This window comes from Roseateles sp. P5_E8 (genome assembly GCF_054177665.1).
The window spans coordinates 39,437-58,792 of the sequence record NZ_JBGCUM010000007.1; the positions used below are offsets into that span (position 1 = coordinate 39,437).

Below are 19,356 nucleotides of genomic sequence, written 5' to 3' on the forward strand. Positions count from 1 at the left end.
CAGAAAACTGAGGAAAGTTGCGGAGTAAGTAGCTGTTTACAAGGTAGCGGAGGTGGGTGGGAGTGGGGAATCGACGAGGCCAGTTTGCGCGCGAAGCGGCTGCGTGACAAGGGGATGACGGTGAGGTTTTGTGGCCATGCGAGCCGCGTTTTTGCGTCTTCTTTCACGTCTTGCGCCGGTGCAATAATCCGCGGCTATTCCCCCCTACGGAGCCCTTCTTGGACAGCGATCACCCTCGGTGACCGTCCACTCCCGCAACGTGCGCTGAGCAGCGCGCCCCGCCCGGAGTGAGACGGTTGAACTGAATCCCGCCACCCCGGACGGCGCCCCGCGTCGTCCTGTTCCTGTAGCCAGCGCTGCTGGAGACGATGCATGCTGAATGTGTTCACGCTGGATAACGGCCGCCTCAAGGGCGGGCTGTTCCAGGAAGAAATCGAAACCGCCGCGGACCTGGCTCTGTCGCGCCCCATCTGGGTCGACCTGGAGAGCCCGAGCGCCGAGGAAAAAGGCTGGATAACCGACCGCTTCGGGCTGACCATTCCCGAGGACATCGTCGACGAGGATCTGGAGGAGTCGGCGCGCTTCTACGAGGAAGACAACGGCGAGCTGCACATCCGCTCCGACTTTCTCATCGAGGGCGACGACGGCCCGGACGGCAAGTCGGCGCGCAACGTGCGCGTGGCCTTCATCCTGTTCAACAACGTGCTGTTCTCCATCCACAACGAGGACCTGCCGGTATTCCGCCTGCTGCGCCTGCGCGCGCGGCGCATCCCGGCGTTGATCGAGGATGCCAAGGACGTTCTGCTCAAGCTCTACGACGCCGATGCCGAGTACTCGGCCGACGTGCTGGAGGGCATCTACGACAAGCTGGAGGCGGTGAGCGCCCGCGTGCTGAAGAGCGACGTGACCGACGCCGAGGCCGGCGAAGTGCTGTCGGCCATCGCCCGCGAGGAAGACATGAACGGCCGTATCCGCCGCAACGTGATGGACACGCGCCGTGCGGTCAGCTTCATGATGCGCAGCCGCATGCTGAACGCAGAGCAGTTCGAGGAATCGCGACAGATTCTTCGTGACATCGACTCACTCGATTCACACACTGCTTTCCTCTTCGACAAGATCAACTTCCTGATGGACGCCACGGTTGGCTTCATCAACATCAACCAGAACAAGATCATCAAGATCTTCTCGGTGGCCAGCGTGGCTTTGCTGCCGCCGACGCTGATCGCGTCGATCTACGGCATGAACTTCGACCACATGCCCGAGCTTCACGTGCCCTGGGGCTACCCGCTGGCGCTGGGGCTGATGCTGCTGTCGGTGGCCGCGCCCTTCATCTACTTCCGCCGCAAGGGCTGGCTCCGGTAGGCCTCGGTCATCGGTTGGCCTTGCTGACGAGCTTGAAATAGGCGCCGTCGCCGAGCAGGCGCAGCAGCTTCATGAAGCGCGTGAAGCGCTTGGGGAAGTGGATCTCGAACTCGCCCGCCGCCCAGCCGGCCAGCATCGCCCTTGCTGCCTGCTCGGGGCTGATCTCGGCGGGCATGGCGAAGTCGTTCTGCGCGGTCATTGGCGTTGTCACGAAGCCGGGGTGGATGACGGAGACGCCAACGCCGCGCGGGTGCAGGTCGAGGTAGAGGGCCTCGGCCAGATGCGTCAGCGCGGCCTTGCTCGGGCCGTAGGCGAGCGCCTTGGGCAGGCCGCGGTAGCCGGCGACGCTGGAGACTAGGCTGAGGTGGCCGCTCCCGACAGCCAGCAGGCGTGGCAGCAGCGCGTCGAGCAGGTTCAGCGCGCCGACGAGGTTGATGTCGAGGTGGCGGCGCGCGTCCGCCAGGTCGAAGCTGGCCGCCGTCATCGGCCGGTAGTAGCCGGCGCAATAGACGCACAGGTCGGGCACGCCGATCTGGGCCACGGCGGCGCGCAGCGCGGGCAGGTCCATCACGTCCAGCGGCAGCGCGTGGCTGCCGGGGTGCAGGGCGGTGAATTCGTTCAGCAGCGCGGCCTGCCGTGCCGACACGATGACGCGCGCGCCGGCGGCGTGCAGCGCGCTCGCCGTGGCGCGGCCGATGCCGGTGGACGCGCCGATCAGCCAGACCGTTTTGCCCTGCCAGTCGCGCAGTCGCGGATTGAGGCTCATGGTTTGTAGAACGACAAGGTCACGTCGCCGACGTGGAAGCCGAACTTGCTCATGCGCGCCTTGTTCAGCATGACCTTGCCGTCCATCAGATACATCCAGTCGTCGAACTGCACGTCGTAGGTCGTGCCGTCGACGGGCAAGCGCAGCGTGTAGCTCCAGCGCAGCGCATTGCCGCGCGCCTCGCCGGCCGCCTCGCCGACGACGTCGGCCGCCGTGCCCTTGTAGCGGCCGTTGCCGAGAGAAGTGATCGTCCAGACGCGGCGTTCGGTCTTGCCGTCGCTGTAGGTGAAATCCTCCTCCAGCGTGCCGACGCCGCCCTGCCAGCGGCCTACCAGTTGCACGACGAAGCGGCGCTGCACCTTGCCCGCGCGGTCGGTGAACAGGCCGTGGGCGGTCATCGGGCCGTTGAAGTAGGACTTCAGGTCCAGCACCGGCTTTTCGGCGGCGTAATCCTCGGGCACGGGTGCGCTGGCGCATCCAGCTAGCACGAGGGTGGTCAACAACAGGCGTCGGTTCACGGTGTGGCGATGAAGTGGCGATACAGCAGCGCGGCGGCGGCGAGCTTGAGGGCGCAGGGCAGCAGGCAGTAGGCGATGGTGAGCGCCTGCAGGGCCTGCGGGTCGCGCTGGCCGGGCGCGTAGCCCAGGGCTTGGAGCAGCGGCAGCGCCACGCCGGCGGCCAGTGCGAGGTTGAGCTTGGTAGCGGCGTTCCACCAGCCGAAGAAGGCGCCCTCGGCACGACCCGAGAGGCCGGCGCGCTGGATGACGCCGGCCAGCAGCGCGCCGGGGATGGCGAGGTCAGCGCCCAGAGCGGCGCCGCTGGCGACGCAGACGGCGAGAAAGCCGAGGCGGTCACCCGCACCGAGGGCCGCCGCCCATGCGAAGGCCGCGACAGCGAGCGCCATGCCCAAAGCCCAGGCGCGCGGCTGGCCCAGGCGAGCGATGACGCGCAGCCAGACGGGCAGCGACACCACCGCCGCGACGAAATAGCTGGCAAGGAAAAGGCCTTGCGACTCGGGCAGGCGCAGGCGGTCGTCGATGAAGAAGAGCAGCAGAGTGGCCGGCACGGCGGCGGCGATGCCGTTGAGCAGGAAGACGGTGAGCAACCGGCGGAACTCGGGCACGCGCCAGGCCAGGGCCAGCGATGCCGGTGCGTCAGCAGTGGGCGCGGGCCGGGGCGCGCGGCTCAGCAGGGCAAGGCCCATGGCCAGCGCGATCGCCAGCACGAGGGCCGTGGCGCCGAAGCCGGCGAGGGACGGCAGCAGGCTGGCGCTAACGACGCCAACGAGCGCAAAACCTTCCCGCCAGGCCACCACTCGGCTCTGCGTGGCCGTGCCGCCGCCCAGTCGCGCGCCCCAGGCCTGGTGCAGCACGGCCAGCCAGCTGTAGGCGAGGTAGGTCAGCACCAGGCCTGCGCCGGCCCAGGCGAGCAGCGCAGTGGGTTCGGTCAGCGGCGGGAAGAACAGGCCGGCGAAGCCGAGCACCAGCAGCAGGGCCGCAGCGGGCAGTTGCCAGGCCAGCGCACGGCGGCCCAGCGCCCGGTCGCAGAGCCGGCCTATCCAGGGGTCGACGAGGGCGTCCAGCGCGCGGGCGGCCAGCAGCAGCGCGCCCAGGCTGGCCAGCGGCAGGCCGAAGCGAGTCGCGTAGTAGGCCGGCAGATGCACGTAGAGCGGCAGCGCGACGAAGGCGAGCGCGAGGCCCAGCGCGCCGTAGCGCAGCCCGTCGCGAGGCGTGAATTCAAGGCTTGCCATCGCTGGCCAGCAATTGCTCGCGCAACGCCGGCTCCGAGGTCTGCGGGCTGAGCCAGATGCCGAGGAAGAGCCGTGCGAAGGTGGCGTCCGCCACGCGCCGGCGCGGCTGGCCGTTGACGAAGAACTGCACCGCCACGCCGGGTTCATGGCTGCCGCTGATGCGGTCGCCGGCCTTCACGTCGGGGAAGGCGGCCTGCATCTCGGCGAGCCAGGCCTGGGCCTGCGCGTCGCTGACGGTGGCCTGGCGGCGCATCTCCTTCAGCGAGCGTTTGGCGATCTCGGCGCCGTCCAGGCTGCGCGCGTATTCGATCTCCAGCGTCAGCGGCTGCTCCTGCCAGTTCGCGGCCGTGATGGGTGCGGCCGACCACAGGCGGATGTCGTAGACGTGCAGGCCCAGGAAGCGAAAGCGCGCCTGGCCGCGCCGCATCAGCCCGGTCAGCTCGGGGGCAGCCTGGGCGAGCGTGACCGCTGCGAAGGAGATCAGGACGGCGCGGCGCCGCATGGCTCAGTCCCGCACCAGCGTGAACTGCATGACGTCGGTATTGCCCGCTGCAAAGGCGCCTTCGCAATAGGCGAGATAGAACTCCCACAGTCGCATGAAGCGGGTGTCGAAGCCCAGCTCGCGCACGGGGCCGTCGTGGCGCAGGAACGCCTCGCGCCAGTGGCGCAGCGTCAGGGCGTAGTCGGCGCCGAAGGCCAGCTCATTGACAACGCGCAGTCCTGCCTTGCTGGCATGAGCGCGGAACTGGCTGGGGCTGGGCAGCAGGCCACCGGGGAAGATGTACTGCTGGATGAAGTCGGTCGAGTTGACGTAGCGGTCGAAGAGGTCATCGCGGATGGTGATGCTCTGGATGCAAGCCCGGCCGCCGGGCTTGAGCTTGTCACGCACGGTGTTGAAGTAGCCGTCCCAGTACTCGCGGCCGACGGCCTCGAACATCTCGATGGAGACGATGGCGTCGAAGGGCTCATCGGCAATGTCGCGGTAGTCCTGCAGGCGCAGGTCGGCGCTCAGGCCGGCGTTTTGCAGGCGGCGCTGCGCCCAGGCGAGCTGCTCGGTCGACAGCGTGACACCGGTCAGCCGCGCATCGAAGTCGCGCGCGGCCACCTCGGCAATGGCGCCCCAGCCGCAGCCGATCTCCAGCACGCGGCTGCCGAGGGTGACGCCGGCTTCACTGAGCGCGCGGTGCATCTTGGCCTGCTGGGCGGCGGGCAGGGAGCGCTCCGGCACGCCGTCGAACCAGGCGCTGGAGTAGTTCATCGTCGGGTCCAGCCACAGCTTGTAGAAGGCGTTGCCGAGGTCGTAGTGGGCGTGGATGTTCTTGCGGCTGCCCTGGCGCGTGTTGCGGTTGAGCAGGTGGCGTGCGCGGTGCAGCAGCCCGCCCCAGAAGCCGCCGTAGACCAGTGACTCCAGCGCCGTGCGGTTGCGGACCAGCAGCTCCACCAGCGCGCGCAGGTCGGAGCTGGTCCATTGACCGTCGACATAGCTCTCGGCAAAGCCGACATCGCCCGAGGCGAGTGCGGCGGCGCAGACCTGCCAGTCGACGATGCGGATGGCCGCGCGCGGTTCGCGGCCGTGGCCAAAGTGCAGCATCTCGCCTTCAGGCGTCTGCAGGTCGAGGCTGCCGTGCTGAAGGTGGTTCAGCAGCGCCAGCACGCGGCGCGCGTGGCGTGGCAGGGTGGCAGGAAGCGTGACGGAGGCGGGAGCGGAGGTCGTTGTCGTCATGGCGGTCAGCGCGTCACAAAGCGCTCTGGCGGCTGGGGTTTGGAGAAGAAGGGCACGCGCTTGAAGGCCAGCTTCAGCGCCTGCCAGTGAATGCGCGCGGCGACCATCAACGTCAGCGCGGGCATGGCGAAGAACGCGGCGCGGGCGCTGCGCGTGGTGAGCGGTTGCAGGTGGCCGCTGAGGCTGGTGTGCAGCAGCGGGCCTTGCTCGTCGTCGTGGTCCACGCGGGCGACGACACGCCCCTCGGCCCGCATGAAGCGGAAGCGGTAGCGGCCCTCGACGGCGCAGAACGGTGACACGTGAAAAACCTTGGCCGCCTGCTGCTCGCGGCCCCAGGCCAGCTCGGGCCCGCGCAGCAGATAGCAGTGGCGTTCGCCGAAGGTGTTGTTGACCTCGACGACGACGGCCGCGAGCGAGGCGTCTGCACGCTCGCAGAACCAGAAGCTGACCGGCTTGAACACATGGCCCAGCACGCGCGGATAGGTCTGCAGCCAGACCTCGCCGTCGGCGTCGGCGATGCCCTCGGCCGCAAGCAGCGCCTCCAGCCAGGACAAAGCATTGGCGCCACCGTCGCCGTGGTCGGCGTCATGAAAGCTGAGCCAGCCTCGACCGTTGCGGTTCAACGGCGCCGAGGGCTCGCGACGCAGCGCGCGCATGGGCAGCCACAGGAAGTAGCTGGCGTAGTCGAAGGCATGCTCGCGCGGACGCAGCCGGCGGTGGCGCACGACGCCTGTGCCCAGCTGCGCCGTGTTCATGTCAGCACCGTGTCGATGACGCCCTGCGCGGCGTTCAAGCCCGACAGCAGGCCGTCCTCATGGAAGCCATAACGCGTCCATGCGCCGGCAAACCACACGCCGCCCGAGCCCTGGATGTCGGCCAGGCGGGCCTGGGCGCGCACGGCGTCGTCGTCGAAGACGGGATGGGCGTAGGCGTAGCGGCCGATGACGCGGGCCGGGTCGGGCTGGCGCAGCGGGTTGAGCGACACGACGACCGGCTGCTCCCACGGCAGCGGCTGGAGCTGGTTGAGCAGGTAGTGCAGGCAGACGGCGCCAGCCTCACTGCCGCTCTCGTAGTTCCACGCGGCCCAGGCGGCGCGGCGGCGCGGCAGCAGGCTTGCATCGGTGTGCAGCACCGCGACGTTGGGTTGGTAGCGGATGGCCGCCAGCACCTGATGCTCGACGTCCGTGGGCAGGGCGAGCAGCGCCAGGCTCTGGTCGCTGTGGCCGGCCAGGACCACGGCGTCGAAATGCTCGCGGCCGCCTGGGCTCTGCACGACGACATCGCTACCCGCCGCCGGCCGGTGGATGGCCTGCACGTGCGTGCCCAGGCGCACCTCGTGGATGGCGGGCAGCATGGCGTTCACGTAGTGGCGCGCGCCGCCGGTGACCGTCCACCATTGCGGCCGGTCGTTGACCTGCAGCAGGCCGTGGTTGTGGCAGAAGCGGATCAGCGTGCGGATGGGGAACTGCAGCATCTGCGCCGTCGGGCAGGACCAGATGCAGGCGACCATGGGCAGCAGATACCAGTCCCGAAAGCCGCGGCCGAAGCGGTGGCGGTTCAGGAAGTCACCAATGGGTTCGGCCAGCGCGGCCTCCTCGCCGTTGGCGGCCAGCGCCGTGCACAGGCGGTTGAAGCGCAGCAGGTCGGCCAGCATTCCCCAGAAGGCCGGCCTTGCTAAGTTGCGGCGTTGCGCAAAGACGGTGGACAGGTTGTTGCCGCTCCACTCGATGCCGTCGCCCGGCACCTGGGCAGAGAAGCTCATGTCGCTTCTGGCGGTGGCGATGCCGAGCTGCGCGAAGAGCTGGATCAGCAGCGGGTAGGTGCGCTCGTTGAAGACGAGGAAGCCGGTGTCGACGCCGTGGGTGATGCCATCCAGCGTCACGTCGACCGTGTGCGTGTGGCCGCCTGCGTAGCTGCCGGCCTCGAACAGCGTGACGTGGGCTCGGTCGCTCAGAGCCCAGGCGGCGGACAGGCCAGCGATGCCAGCGCCGACGACGGCGATGCGCTTGGTCGTCTGGCCGCCCGGTGCGCGCGGATGGCCGCGGCCGCGCAGCAGGCCGAGCAACTCGGCCGAGGCGTGGCCGCCGGGCAAAAACGAAGGGCCCGCGTCACCGACACGGGCCCTGTTTGTAAAAGCGGCCGCAGAACGCCTCGAAGCCAACGAGGGAGGGAGGGAGGAGGAGGAGAACGGCTTCGAGATTGCTGCTCTGGACTCAGAGAGGTTGAGCGGCCTGAATTCCGTGGGTGTGTGCAGCGCCTCCGTTCGAGCACGAGTCGGGTTTTCACTGCCTGTGTAGCCTGAGTGCAGGCCGTAAGCATGAAGTTCTACGGGGCTGTACCGGGTTCGGGCGACGATTGTTGTCGTCATGGTTGGGTGTCCGGCGCTGCTTTCCTGCTCAGGCTCCCGATTGCGAACAGTTCCGCCGAAGGAAGCCGGTGGCGCGCAGGGAGAGCAAAATGTTGATGTTTTGTCCAGTTCAAATCTCGGCTGGCATGTCTATATTAGGTCAATCAGCGAAAGTTGTCTTATGTTTGTCCAGGACAAATTATGGTTAACGGGCCTGTAGAGCTCATGGCCGCCGGAAAGGCGGGCCATGGCTGAACACCAGGTCTACGTCGACGGCGACGCTGCGGATGCGGGCGCGCCAGCGGCCGGCGTGGGCATCACGGCGGTCGAGCGGGAGACCGGCATCAACAAGGAGACGCTGCGTGTCTGGGAGCGCCGCTACGGCTTCCCCGCGCCCGGGCGCGATGCCGCGGGCGAGCGCCTCTACCCGCCCGAACAGGTGCACCGGCTGCACCTCGTCAAGCGCCTGCTGGATGCCGGCCACCGCCCAGGCCGTGTCGTCGCGGCTTCGGCGCAGGAGCTGGCGGCGCTGCTGCAGCCCGCCGCCGGGGCTAGCACCGCTGGCGCTGCGGTCGAGGCGCCGGAGATTGCCGCCTGCGCCGCGCTGCTGCAGGGCCACGACATCGACGGCCTGCGGCGCCTTCTGTCTCAGGCGGTGCTGCGCCGCGGCCTTGCGGGCGGCATCGGCGAGGTCTTCGCGCCGCTGACGACGCGCATCGGCGAGCTGTGGATGAGCGGCGAGGTGCAGGTCTTCCAGGAGCACATCTACAGCGAGTCACTGCAGCTGGTGCTGCGCCAGGCCATCCATGCGCTGCCGACGGCGCCCGGCGACGGCCCGCGTGTGTTGCTGACGACGCTGCCCGGCGAGAGCCATGCGCTGGGCCTGTTGATGGCCGAGGCGCTGCTGAGCCTGGAGGGCGCGGCCTGCCTGTCGCTGGGCGTGCAGACGCCGCCGGCCCAGCTGCCAGGCGCCGTGGCCGCGCACCGGGCAGACGTCGTCGCGTTGAGCTTCAGCGGCCAGTTGCCCAACCGGGCGGTGCTGGACGGCCTGGCCGAGCTGCGCGCGCTGCTGCCGAGCAGCGTCGAGATCTGGGTCGGCGGCAGCAGCCGGGCACTGCGTTTGCCGGGTGTGCCGGAGGGCGTTTTCTGCCTGGATGGCCTGGGCGCAATTGCACCCGAAATGAAGCGCTGGCGCGAACTTTTAGAATCTCCCCTCTAAACGAGGAATCACCATGCTTTACCCCGAACTGTTCAAGCAACTCGAAGCCGTGCGATGGAACATGGACAGCGACATCCCTTGGGACAAGTTCGATGCCAGCCTGCTCTCCGACGAGCAGGCGCAGACCATCAAGATGAACGCCATCACGGAGTGGGCGGCGCTGCCGGCCACCGAGATGTTCCTGCGCGACAACCGCGGGGACAGCGACTTTTCGGCCTTCATGAGCGTGTGGTTCTTCGAGGAGCAGAAGCACAGCCTCGTGCTGATGGAATACCTCCGGCGCTTCCGCCCCGAGCTCGTGCCCACCGAGGCCGAGCTGCACGAGGTGCGCTTCGATTTCGACCCCGCACCGGCGCTTGAAACGCTGATGCTGCACTTCTGCGGCGAGATCCGCCTCAACCACTGGTACCGCCGCGCGGCCGAGTGGCACAGCGAGCCGGTCATCAAGGCCATCTACGAAACCCTGTCGCGCGACGAGGCCCGCCACGGCGGCGCCTACCTGCGCTACATGAAGCGCGCCATGGTCAAGTTCGGTGACGAGGCGCGTGCCGCCTTCGCCAAGGTGGGTGTGCTGATGGCCAGCGCCCGCCGCACCGCGCAAGCGCTGCACCCGACCAACCTGCACGTCAACGCCGCGCTGTTCCCGCGCGACACCATCCAGAGCCGCCTGCCCGACCCCGAGTGGCTGGAGCACTGGCTGGACAAGCAGATCCAGTTCGACAGCGTCTGGGAGAACAAGGTCGTCGAGCGCATCCTGCACAACATGAGCCTGCTGATGGACCGCAGCTTCGCGACCGTGCAGGAGCTGAATCGTTTCCGCAAGGAAATGGCGGCACGCATCGTGCCGCCGGCCGGGTCGACCTCGGCTGCCTGATCAGCCGCCGCGCGAGCGCTTCATCACGGTCAGCGCGAAGGCTGCCGCGGCCACCGCCGTCCAGCCGAGGAAGTCCAGCGTGGCCAGTTCGGCCAGCGTGTGGCCCAGGTCCTGCAAGGCCCAGGTGACGAGGTTGGTGCCGGACTGCATCGCCTCGGCCAGGCTCCTTCCGTCATGGACCAGCGTGCGGGCGATGTGATCGTTGAGGCCCTGGAGCGCCTCCAGCGGCCAGCTGATGCCGTAGGCCTTGTGGAGCACGGCCACCGCCACGCCGCCGCCGATCAGCACCACCGGCGTGCCCAGGCGCTTGAGCCAGCTCGACGCGGCCATCAGCACGAAGATGACCGGCGCCAGCCACAGCATCAGCGGCAGAGTGCCGGCCAGGCCGCGCAGCAGCAGCGGTGACGACGCCAGGATGACCTCGCCCCAGTTCACCGCCAGCGCGGTCGAGAAGTCGGCCCGGCTGGTCAGCACGCTCATCGCGATCGGAATGCCGAACAGCACGCCGACGACGGCGCCACCCAGCGGCGCCAGCCAGGCATGGGCGATCACCGTCGACATGACGCTCTCGCTGGGCCGTCCGGGCAGGGACAGCCAGAACTCGATGGAGCGGTCCTGCGTGTCGCGCCGCGCCAGGCCGGGCAGCTGGAACAGCGCCACCAGCAGAGAGATCGCGTAGACGGCGCAGGCGCTGATCATCACGATGCCGATCGAGAGCAACTCGGGGCTCTCCATAGGCAGGCCGCTGACCTTGCCAAAGGGCAGCATGGCCAGGAAGAGCAGCGGTGGCGCGAACGCGGCGATCAGCCAGCCGCGCTTGTGCTGCATCCATTCGCGTTGCAGCAGGGTGGGGATGTGGTTGTTCATGGCATCAGTCCTTAGGCTTGCTTGCTGTTCAGCGCCGGGTTGCGGGTCAGCGCCATGAAGAGGTCCACCAGGCTGGGGCGCACGCGCTGGCCCAGGCTGGTGATGTGCTCGGGCGGCACGCCGTCGAACAGCGAGGTCGTGCGGCCCTGCTCACGGTAGCGCAGCAGCGGGTGGGCGGCGGCCATCGCGTCGGCCGCGGCCGGGTCGTGGTTCAGCGCCACGAAGCGGCGGTCGATGTCCTCCAGGCTGATGGCCAGCGCCACGCGGCCCTCGTCCAGCATGATCACGTCGCTCAGCAGCGCCTCGACCTCCTCGACCTGGTGGGTCGAGATCAGCACGCTGCGCTCGCCGTCGCACCACTCGTCTATGAGCATCTCGTAGAAGCTCTTGCGCGACACCACGTCCAGGCCCAGCGTCGGCTCGTCCAGGATCATCAGCTTGGCGTCGATGGCGGCGATCAGCGCGAGGTGGGTCTGCGCCACCATGCCCTTGGACAGGCTCTTCACCTTGTCGTTCTCGCTGACGCTGGTGCGCTTGAGCAGCGCCCGGGCGCGCTCGGCCGAGAACTTGGGCTGCAGCCGGCTCATCAGCGTGATCAGCTCATGCACGCGGGCCCAGCGCGGCAGCACGGCCACGTCGGGGATGTAGCTCAGCTCCGTCAGCAGCTGCTGGCGGTTCTTCGTGGGCTCCAGGCCCAGCACGCTCAGTTCGCCCTGCACCGGCAGCAGGCCCACGAGGGCCTTCATCAGCGAGGTTTTGCCAGCGCCGTTATGGCCCAGCAGGCCCACCACGCGGCCCTTGGGCACGGCGACGGACACGTCGTCCAGCGCTGTCTTCTTGCCGTAGCGCAGCGTCAGGTTTTTGGCTTCGATGAGGTTCATGTTGTTCATGTCGACTCCCAGTTCAGATCCTTGGCGCTCAGGCCCAGCCGATTGAGCTTGGCGCGCAGCGCGGGCCAGTCCCTTTTCAGGAACTGTTCGCGCTCATGGCGCAGCAGCCGTTCCCGGGCGCCGGCCATCACATACATGCCCAGGCCGCGGCGCGTCTCGATGAGCCCGTGCTCGCTGAGCGCCTGCAGGGCCCGCGTGACCGTCAGCGGGTTGATGACGTACTGCGTCGCGAGTGCGCGGACCGAGGGCAAGGCCTCGCCTTCCGGGGGGCTGCCGTCCAGCAGTTGCACGGCCAGTCGGTCGGCGAGCTGCTGGTAGATCGGTGCCTGGTCTGTCCAGGTGGGAGTCATGGGTGCTCCGAGGTGTGTTGCTGATGTAGCACACCATATCTGCAGGCCCGGGGGTGGACCTAACGGGGAGCGACAGACTGCAGATTCGGGGGGATGGGCTGTAAAGCATTGAAAGAGTGCTGGCCAGCAAGGTCGGCGCCTTCGTGGCGCTGCTCGACCAGAAGGACGACTGCGAGCGCCTGCTGAGGGCCAACCAGCGCATGGCCGCCGAACTGGCGCCATATCCTCAAGCTCGCGGCCAGCGCCCTCGCCGACCCCCGGCGGCAGGCAGACGCCTTCACGGCGATCGAACGTGTGCGCGATACGCCGACGGCACATGCCGGCATTTCGTACACCTTCTCTGCGGGCGTTGCGCGGGCCCGACCGCATGAGTCTCTGGACGCAGTGATCAAGCGCGCTGACCGAGCGCTCTACCTCTCGAAGGAGCGCGGTAGGGATTGCACCTCCAGCGAGCTGATGGGCCTTTGAGCCGTCGCGCTCTTGCGTCAAACCCGCTGTGAGCCGCAGTAACGACTCGTCTATTCAGTGCTGCGCCTGAACAGACGATTGCTGACGCTCATGCGCGGCGATGGGGTCGTCTGCACAGGGGCTGTCTTCCTGTTCAAGCCACTTGAACGCTCCGGCAATATCGGAGTAAAAAATCCGGTGATCGCTACCGCCGAACGCTAGCCGAGCCATGTAGGCAAGGTGGCTGTCCGGGACGACGATTGCTCGCCGCAGCCCGACACCCGCGCCGCCCTCATCCAGATAGACCTGCGACAGGGCTGCATCCGCGCTGAGCGAATGGGCTTCCAGCAGGTCATAGAGGACGCAGCGACTGCCAGTCTTGGCGACGATCTCAAGCACCCGCGTCTGGCATCGCCACAGCAAGGCCTCGGTCGCCTCTCCGCGAATCCTCGCAATCACCAACTTACCGACAGGTTCAATCCAAAGCCCTTGATCCACAGCTCGCACCGTTCAATTGACGCGCTATTTCGGCATCTGAATGCCCAAGCGCCTGGCGCTACTCTTGCGTCAGAAAGCGGCGGAGCGGGTAGGACGCGGCGCCGCTTACATGCCCCGCGCAGTCGTGCGGCCTATCAAATCGTGGGGGGTCGAGGGGTGCCGCCGTGCATGACTGTGAGTTGGTAGCAGACAAGGGCTTGACCACAGCAGCAGCGTACGTTCAGGGAAACGGCAGTTCAAGGTTCCGTGAGCCGGGCGTCATGACAAGCGGCCCAGCTCCTTCAGCAGCTTCTCCCGCGCCGCCGGATCGCTCACCGCTTCCGCCAGCCGGTTGAAGAACACCGCGCGGCTGTCGATGCCGGCTGCGGCGCGCTTGACCAGTACCTTGGCGATGGGCCCGACGTACTGGGCCAGCAGCGTCTGGGCCTTGTCCATCACCGCGTCGTTAAGCGGCCCGCCAATGGTGGTGCCACTGCTGGCTGACCCCGCCGACCCGGCTGAACCTTTGGACCCGGGCGGGGCGCCGCTGGTGCCGCCGGCCGTTTTCACGCTGCCGCCGGTGACGAGGCTGGCCTGGCCGAGGAAGCTGTCCCTCGCCCGCGGGTCGCTGACCTGATCGGCCAGCTTGGCGTAGAGCTCGTTCAGGTCGGTGCACTCGCGCGCCGCGCGGCGCACGAGGACGCTGGCGAGCGGGCCGACCAGCTTGGCCAGCGTCTGCTCGGCCTGGGTGAGCTGGGCCTTGTCCCAGTGCGTCGGCGGCGGCGCGCCGCTGGAGCCGCCGGCCGTGGTGGGCGGGGCGATGGTGGGCGGCGCAATCGTGGCCGAGAGAGGCGGGCGGGCCGGGCGGGGCGGCGCCATCATCAGCGTGCGTTCCCAGGCGGTGTCGTCGATGCCGCTGCCGGCGCCATCGAGCAAGGCCTGCTTGAATTCCTCGGTGTCGGCGAAGCGGTCGGCCGGGCGCTTGGCGAGCGCACGGGCGACGATGGCGTCGAACCAGCCGGGGCGCTCGGCGCCGTCGACGATGGACGGCGGCATAGCGTCCTCGTTGACGACCTTGTACATGAGGGCTTCGGTCGTGCCGGCAAAGGGCGCGCGGCCGGTCAGCAGCTGGTATAGCACCACGCCGGCGCCGTAGATGTCGACGCGCCGGTCCATGGGCTTGCCGAGGAACTGCTCGGGCGCCATGTGGCTGGGCGTGCCCACCATGTAGTGGGTCTGCGTGAGGCTCTGCGACTCGATGCGCGCGATGCCGAAGTCGGCCACCTTGAGCCGGCCATTGCCCATCATGATGATGTTGCTGGGCTTGACGTCGCGGTGCCAGACACCCTTCTCGTGCGCATGGCCCAGCGCGTCGAGCAGCTGGCTCATGATGCCGGGGATGTCGGTGTCGGTGAAGCGGACCTTGGAACTGAGGTAGCTCGCCAGCGAGCGGCCCTCGACGAACTCCATCGCGATGAAGGCGACCTGCTCGGTGCGGCCGAAGTCGTAGACGGCGACGATGCCCGGGTGACCGAGGCGGCCTGCGGCCTGGGCCTCGTTACGGAAGCGCGAGGCCGGCGCGCCGGGGCTGTCGTCGTCGGCGTCGAGGTTGGTGCGGATGGTCTTCAGCGCGACGGTGCGCTGGATGTCGGGGTCGAAGCCCTTGTAGACGACGCCCATCGCGCCTTCACCGAGGACTTCGGTGATGCGGTATTTGCCGAGCTGAGAGGGATGCTTGGCCGGACTAGGCATCGAGTAGCTTCATGGCCTGCACGACGCTGGCGCGCATGCGCGAGAAGGAGTCGGACAGCGTGGCGATCTCGTCGCGGCCGCTGGTCTTGAACTCAGGGGCCTCCAGGTCGCCCTGGCTGACGCGGTCGGCCAGCGCCGACAGGCGCGTGACGGGGCGCACGACCAGCATCCACACCATCAGGTTGAGCACGATGCCGACAACGATGAAGACGCCGATCAGCGAGGTGATGAAGACCTGGAAGACCTTGTCTGCGCGTTGCAACGGCACGCCCAGCGGCACGGAGACGATCTGCGCGCCGATGACCTCGTTGAGGTTCCAGCCGAAGCCGTTGGCCGGGCCGTACTTGGCGACCATGGTGGCGGGCGCGGCGTCCACGCTGCTGTGGCAGGCCAGGCAGGCGGGGTCGGTGATGCGCAGCGGGCGGGCGATGTAGAGCGAGGGGCCGGCAGGGGTGTCACGCGTGCCGACGGTTTCCTTCAGGTCGGCGGCGCTCCTGAATTGACCCACGATGTCGGCCTCCCAACTGGTGGCGCGGTCGCGCGGGTTGGTGGGGTTGAGCGTCGCCTCCTTGTAGGCGAACTCGGGGTGCTTGGCCAGCAGCGTGCCCAGCACCTCGGTGGCGGAATAGCTGGGCACCGTCTGCGGCAGGAACTCCTGGGCCATCTGCGAGACCAGCAGCGGCTTGATCTGCGTGTTGGTGTAGGCGCGCACGGCCAGCGCCTTCTCCATCAGCATGCGGGCGCTGCCGACGACCTCCTGCTGGGCGTTGTCCTGCAGCAGCTGGCGGGCGATGTAGCCGCTGACTGCGATGCCCAGGCTCATGACCAGCAGATAGACCAGGTTGAATTTGACGAGCAGTTTCATGGTGACCCCGTAAGGGCGGCAATGTTAGTGCCGGCTTGTGTCGGCCGACCTTCGTGCTTGCGCGCAGATTCACGTGCTGGAAAGTAAAAAAGGGCGCCCGGCCGAAGCCGGGCGCCCTGAAGCAGTGCCACTGCACCGCATCAACCCTTCACGCACACCACCTGCTTGAGCGTGTGCACCACGTCGACCAGCTCGCTCTGCGCGGCCATGACGGCATCGATGTCCTTGTAGGCCGCGGGCGTCTCGTCGAGCACGTCCTTGTCCTTGCGGCACTCGACGCCCTCGGTCGCGGCGCGGTGGTCGGCCAGCGTGAAGGCGCGCTTGGCGTCGCCCCGGCTCATGACGCGGCCGGCACCGTGCGAACAACTTTCGAAGCTGTCCGCATTGCCCTTGCCGCGCACGATGTAGCTGCGCGCGCCCATGCTGCCCGGGATGATGCCGAGCTGCCCCTGCTTGGCGCTCACCGCGCCCTTGCGGGTCAGGTAGACCTCCTGGCCGAAGTGCGTTTCCTTCTGCACATAGTTGTGGTGGCAGTTCACCGCCTCGATGTGGCTCTGGAAGTTCTTGTGGATGACGGTCTTCGCCGCCTCGATGACGCGCTTCATCATCACCTCGCGGTTGGTGGCCGCAAACTTCTGCGCCCAGCCCACAGCGCGCACGTAGTCGCCGAAGTAGCGGCTGCCTTCCTCGAAGTAGGCCAGGTCGCGGTCCGGCAGATTCGCCTGGTGGCGCATCGCGTCCTGCTTGGCCAGCTCGATGAACATCGTGCCGATGAAGTTGCCCACGCCGCGCGAGCCCGAGTGCAGCATGAACCACACCGCGCCCGCTTCATCCAGGCAGACCTCGATGAAGTGGTTGCCCGAACCCAGCGTACCCAGGTGCTGGATGTGGTTGGTCTTGGCGATCTTGGGGTAGTCGCGGCAGAGCTCGGTGAACTCGGGCTCCAGCTGCGCCCAGGCCGTGTTGACCGAACCGGGTGCCTTCTGCCAGGCGCCCGGGTCGCGGCTGCCAGGCTGGCGGCCGTGGGGCACGGCGCGTTCGATGGCCGAGCGCAGGGGACCGAGGTTGTCGGGCAGGTCCTCGGCCCTCAGCGTGGTCTTGCAGGCCATCATGCCGCAGCCGATGTCCACGCCGACGGCGGCCGGGATGATGGCCTTGACGGTAGGGATGACCGAGCCGACGGTCGCGCCGATGCCGAAGTGAACGTCCGGCATCGCGGCGATGTGCTTGAAGACGATGGGCAGGCGGGCCGCGTTCTGCAGCTGGCGCTTGGCCTGCGGCTCGACGGGCACGCCCTGCGTCCACATCTTCAGCGGCACGCCGCCGGGGACGTCTTCGTGGATGTGTTGGGGTTCCATGGTTGTTCTTTCTATCAATAGGTCAGGTGATCGAACACGGCGTCCACCATGACGGGGAACGGCGCGCAGCCGTTGGACTGCGTCTGATCGACCTGATCCAGGAAGTGAGGGAGCAGCAGCTTGGTCGTGAAGGCTGCCTTGGTGGCGGGTGCCAGCATCCAAGCCTTGAAGACCGCCTGCAGTTGCGCGCGGTCGCTCGCAAAGGCGTTGGTGATCTCGTGTTGCGACCAGTAGCCCCAGTACGTGCTCTCCACGAACTTGATGGTGGATTGCGGGCTGGGGTGCAGGGTCCAGTGCTGCAGCAAGGGCGCCAGCGCGAGTCCGGCGTAGTCCGCCATCACCAGGAGCGCCAGCGGGTCTTCGAGCTCGTACCAGACGCCTTCGCCGCTGAAGTCGCCGCGCAGGCAGGCGTCGAAACAGGCCAGCATGAAGCCGTCGAGCGCGGCCCGCTCGTTGGCGCTGAAGGCATCGGCGGGACAGCGCCCCACGCGATCCAGCGTGAGCTCGACCGCGTGGTGTGTGTCGACGCCATCTGCCAGCAGCTCCAGCAGGCGCGGCAGCAGGTACTTCACCTCGTCGGCGGGCTGGTCGTCGACGGACTTGGCACCGGTGCTGTACTCGTAGAAGTGTTGCCGCTTCAGCTTGCGCAGCGGCACGGCGCGCATCTCGCGCTCCAGTTCCTCGGGCATGCAGCACTGCGTGCAGACGTCCAGATGTTGCCGGGGTGCGACGTAGTGGCCGAACACCTCGTAGGCGCGCCGAACTGCGGCTTGCAATGCCGGCGTGGTCATGATGTCTCCTTGGGTTGAGAACCCCCGCCGGTGACCCGGCGGGGGCGGCACTCAACGCAGCTTCACCAGCCCGTTGAGCACCTGGTCCAGACCTCCGAACACGGAGATCTTGTCGATGCGCTCGGCCACGCGTTCCAGCGTTTCCAGCTCCTTCAGGCGCAGGGCGACGGGGTTGTCCTCCATCACCTTGGCCGTGTTGAGCAGGGAACGCGTCGCCGCGGTTTCCTCGCGGCGGCGGATCACGTTGGCCTCAGCCGCCTTGCCGGCCTCCACCACCTGGGCGAGGATGGTCTTCATCTCGCCCGGCAGCACGATGTCCTTCACGCCCACGCCGTCCAGCTGCAGGCCGTAGCCGGCCAGCTTGGCGGTGACCTGGGCGGTCACGACCTCGTCGATGACCGACTTGTTCTCCAGCAGCTCGTCCAGCGTGCGCGTGCCCACCGCCGCGCGCAGACCGAACTGCAGCTCGCGGTAGAGGTGGTCGGCCGGCTTGGCCAGTTGCTCGAACGCGCGCAGCAGGTCGATGTAGCGCCAGGTGGCCGACAGGTTGAGCCGCAGCGAGACCTTGTCGCGGGTCAGGATCTCCTGGCCCGTCACCTCCAGCGCCTGCAGGCGCAGGTCGACCAGCTCCACGGCCACGTTGCGGCCGAACTTCCAGAAGGCGTAGGAACCTGCGGTCAGCAGGCGCTCCACCTTGCCGTCCACGCGCAGCAGGCCGGCACCGGTTTCCGGCACCTCCACCTGCAGCACGCCGGCCAGGCCAGTCACCGCGCGTGGGCGCAGCTGCGGCTGTGCCAGGCGCGCGGCCAAGGCGGCGGGCAGCTCGGCGGAGGCGCGGAGGTCGATCACCTCGACCTGCACGTCCACCAGGCCGAGCCAGTACAGGCGCCGCGTGGCGGGCGGCAGCACTTCGACGAGCACGCCGTTCTCGGAGCGCAGGCCGGCTTCGTGCTCGCCGAGTTCGACGCGCAGGAACTCCGCCGCGACGACCTCGGGCTCCCTGGCCATCAGGTAGTCGGTCAACGGATGCACAAAGGCCGGCGAGCTGATGGCGAACAGCTCGACCTTCAGCGTGTCCAGGCCGGCGAACAGCCAGTGCGCGCCCGGTTGCAGCACGCGCTCGAAATCGCCATTGCGCAGCAGGATGCCGCGCTCGTTCTTCTTCACAGTCACACGCTTGATCGTCATGGTGTTCTCCTTGTAGTGACGAGTGGTGATGGGGATGAGGGTGCCGTTACAGCAACCCATGCGGACGCCGGATGCCAGGGCTTGGCGCCACGGTGCGCGTTGAATGCCTCCTCCCTGAAGGCATTCGCGGCTGGCCGTGGAAGCAGAGCCCCGCTTGCCCGGCGCGCGAGCAAGGGCCGCTGATGCGCGGGTCCGGCCAAGGCCGGGGCGCACGTCCGGCGGGGTGGTCTTGCGACCGGTTTTGGATTGGCGTAGGCCAAGCTTGGAGCGGGAGTCGAACCCGCGACAGACGAATTACTAGTTCGTTGCTCTACCCGACTGAGCTATCCA

The 19,356-nt window shown here is 67.9% G+C and carries 20 protein-coding genes and 1 tRNA gene; 4 read left to right on the top strand and 17 right to left on the bottom strand.

Annotated features, from left to right (window positions below; genetic code table 11):
- Positions 1 to 372 precede the first annotated feature (372 nt).
- Positions 373 to 1,362 carry a magnesium/cobalt transporter CorA gene (corA, locus tag ACXRVZ_RS05825; protein WP_457418612.1) on the top strand — a complete coding sequence of 330 codons (990 nt, stop codon included), beginning with the start codon at positions 373 to 375 and terminating at the stop codon, positions 1,360 to 1,362.
- Positions 1,363 to 1,369: 7 nt separating this feature from the next.
- Here corA and ACXRVZ_RS05830 read toward each other — a convergent pair whose 3' ends face one another.
- From ACXRVZ_RS05830 to ACXRVZ_RS05860, 7 genes are read right to left on the bottom strand one after another with little or no spacing between them, the layout of a single operon-like run.
- Positions 1,370 to 2,128, bottom strand: a complete 759-nt coding sequence (locus ACXRVZ_RS05830) for an SDR family NAD(P)-dependent oxidoreductase (RefSeq protein ID WP_457418614.1) — start codon at positions 2,126 to 2,128, stop codon at positions 1,370 to 1,372.
- A complete protein-coding gene (locus ACXRVZ_RS05835) occupies positions 2,125 to 2,646 on the bottom strand; it encodes a DUF3833 domain-containing protein (RefSeq protein WP_457418616.1) in 522 nt (173 codons plus the stop codon). Before ACXRVZ_RS05835 ends, ACXRVZ_RS05830 begins: the two co-directional genes overlap by 4 nt.
- A complete protein-coding gene (locus tag ACXRVZ_RS05840) occupies positions 2,643 to 3,878 on the bottom strand; it encodes an MFS transporter (protein WP_457418618.1) in 1,236 nt (411 codons plus the stop codon). Before ACXRVZ_RS05840 ends, ACXRVZ_RS05835 begins: the two co-directional genes overlap by 4 nt.
- Positions 3,865 to 4,380 carry a chalcone isomerase family protein gene (locus ACXRVZ_RS05845; RefSeq protein WP_457418620.1) on the bottom strand — a complete coding sequence of 172 codons (516 nt, stop codon included), beginning with the start codon at positions 4,378 to 4,380 and terminating at the stop codon, positions 3,865 to 3,867. Before ACXRVZ_RS05845 ends, ACXRVZ_RS05840 begins: the two co-directional genes overlap by 14 nt.
- A 3-nt stretch (positions 4,381 to 4,383) precedes the next feature.
- Positions 4,384 to 5,601: a class I SAM-dependent methyltransferase gene (locus tag ACXRVZ_RS05850; protein ID WP_457418622.1), complete on the bottom strand. Its 1,218-nt coding sequence runs from the start codon at positions 5,599 to 5,601 to the stop codon at positions 4,384 to 4,386.
- A gap of 5 nt (positions 5,602 to 5,606) precedes the next feature.
- Positions 5,607 to 6,356: a DUF1365 domain-containing protein gene (locus ACXRVZ_RS05855; protein ID WP_457418624.1), complete on the bottom strand. Its 750-nt coding sequence runs from the start codon at positions 6,354 to 6,356 to the stop codon at positions 5,607 to 5,609.
- Positions 6,353 to 7,654: an NAD(P)/FAD-dependent oxidoreductase gene (locus ACXRVZ_RS05860; protein WP_457418816.1), complete on the bottom strand. Its 1,302-nt coding sequence runs from the start codon at positions 7,652 to 7,654 to the stop codon at positions 6,353 to 6,355. Before ACXRVZ_RS05860 ends, ACXRVZ_RS05855 begins: the two co-directional genes overlap by 4 nt.
- Positions 7,655 to 8,195: 541 nt before the next feature.
- On the opposite strand from ACXRVZ_RS05860, the gene ACXRVZ_RS05865 reads away from it, so the two are divergent.
- The gene (locus ACXRVZ_RS05865) at positions 8,196 to 9,167 is read left to right on the top strand and encodes a MerR family transcriptional regulator (RefSeq protein ID WP_457418626.1); all 972 of its coding nucleotides are present in this window, start codon (positions 8,196 to 8,198) and stop codon (positions 9,165 to 9,167) included.
- Between the two features lie 13 nt (positions 9,168 to 9,180).
- Positions 9,181 to 10,041, top strand: a complete 861-nt coding sequence (locus ACXRVZ_RS05870; RefSeq protein WP_457418628.1) for a ferritin-like domain-containing protein — start codon at positions 9,181 to 9,183, stop codon at positions 10,039 to 10,041.
- Here the strand turns inward: ACXRVZ_RS05870 and ACXRVZ_RS05875 are convergent, their stop codons facing one another.
- The 3 genes from ACXRVZ_RS05875 to ACXRVZ_RS05885 are packed head-to-tail and all read right to left on the bottom strand — an operon-like array spanning position 10,042 to position 12,148.
- The gene (locus tag ACXRVZ_RS05875) at positions 10,042 to 10,908 is read right to left on the bottom strand and encodes a hypothetical protein (protein WP_457418630.1); all 867 of its coding nucleotides are present in this window, start codon (positions 10,906 to 10,908) and stop codon (positions 10,042 to 10,044) included.
- 11 nt (positions 10,909 to 10,919) lie between these two features.
- Positions 10,920 to 11,798 (bottom strand): ABC transporter ATP-binding protein, encoded by an 879-nt coding sequence (locus tag ACXRVZ_RS05880; RefSeq protein ID WP_457418632.1) that lies wholly within the window; start codon positions 11,796 to 11,798, stop codon positions 10,920 to 10,922.
- Positions 11,795 to 12,148, bottom strand: a complete 354-nt coding sequence (locus tag ACXRVZ_RS05885) for a GntR family transcriptional regulator (protein WP_457418634.1) — start codon at positions 12,146 to 12,148, stop codon at positions 11,795 to 11,797. Before ACXRVZ_RS05885 ends, ACXRVZ_RS05880 begins: the two co-directional genes overlap by 4 nt.
- A gap of 294 nt (positions 12,149 to 12,442) precedes the next feature.
- Between ACXRVZ_RS05885 and ACXRVZ_RS05890 the strand changes: the two genes are divergently transcribed.
- On the top strand, positions 12,443 to 12,616 hold the full coding sequence (locus tag ACXRVZ_RS05890; protein WP_457418636.1) for a diguanylate cyclase domain-containing protein: 174 nt from the start codon (positions 12,443 to 12,445) through the stop codon (positions 12,614 to 12,616).
- Between the two features lie 54 nt (positions 12,617 to 12,670).
- On the opposite strand, the gene ACXRVZ_RS05895 is transcribed toward ACXRVZ_RS05890, so the two are convergent.
- The 7 genes from ACXRVZ_RS05895 to ACXRVZ_RS05925 all read right to left on the bottom strand — a co-directional run bounded on the left by ACXRVZ_RS05895 (position 12,671) and on the right by ACXRVZ_RS05925 (position 19,356).
- Positions 12,671 to 12,994, bottom strand: coding sequence for a hypothetical protein (locus tag ACXRVZ_RS05895; protein ID WP_457418638.1), 324 nt, complete (start codon positions 12,992 to 12,994; stop codon positions 12,671 to 12,673).
- A gap of 357 nt (positions 12,995 to 13,351) precedes the next feature.
- Entirely contained in the window at positions 13,352 to 14,824 is a 1,473-nt protein-coding gene (locus tag ACXRVZ_RS05900; RefSeq protein ID WP_457418640.1) for a serine/threonine-protein kinase, read from the bottom strand.
- Complete coding sequence (locus tag ACXRVZ_RS05905; RefSeq protein WP_457418642.1) at positions 14,817 to 15,689, bottom strand: c-type heme family protein; 873 nt, start codon at positions 15,687 to 15,689, stop codon at positions 14,817 to 14,819. The genes ACXRVZ_RS05900 and ACXRVZ_RS05905 overlap by 8 nt, the downstream gene beginning before the upstream one ends.
- A gap of 140 nt (positions 15,690 to 15,829) precedes the next feature.
- Complete coding sequence (locus ACXRVZ_RS05910) at positions 15,830 to 17,047, bottom strand: RtcB family protein (RefSeq protein WP_457418644.1); 1,218 nt, start codon at positions 17,045 to 17,047, stop codon at positions 15,830 to 15,832.
- 14 nt (positions 17,048 to 17,061) lie between these two features.
- On the bottom strand, positions 17,062 to 17,838 hold the full coding sequence (locus tag ACXRVZ_RS05915; RefSeq protein WP_457418646.1) for a hypothetical protein: 777 nt from the start codon (positions 17,836 to 17,838) through the stop codon (positions 17,062 to 17,064).
- A gap of 51 nt (positions 17,839 to 17,889) precedes the next feature.
- Complete coding sequence (locus ACXRVZ_RS05920) at positions 17,890 to 19,026, bottom strand: SPFH domain-containing protein (protein WP_458232239.1); 1,137 nt, start codon at positions 19,024 to 19,026, stop codon at positions 17,890 to 17,892.
- Between the two features lie 262 nt (positions 19,027 to 19,288).
- A tRNA-Thr gene (locus ACXRVZ_RS05925) sits at positions 19,289 to 19,356 on the bottom strand.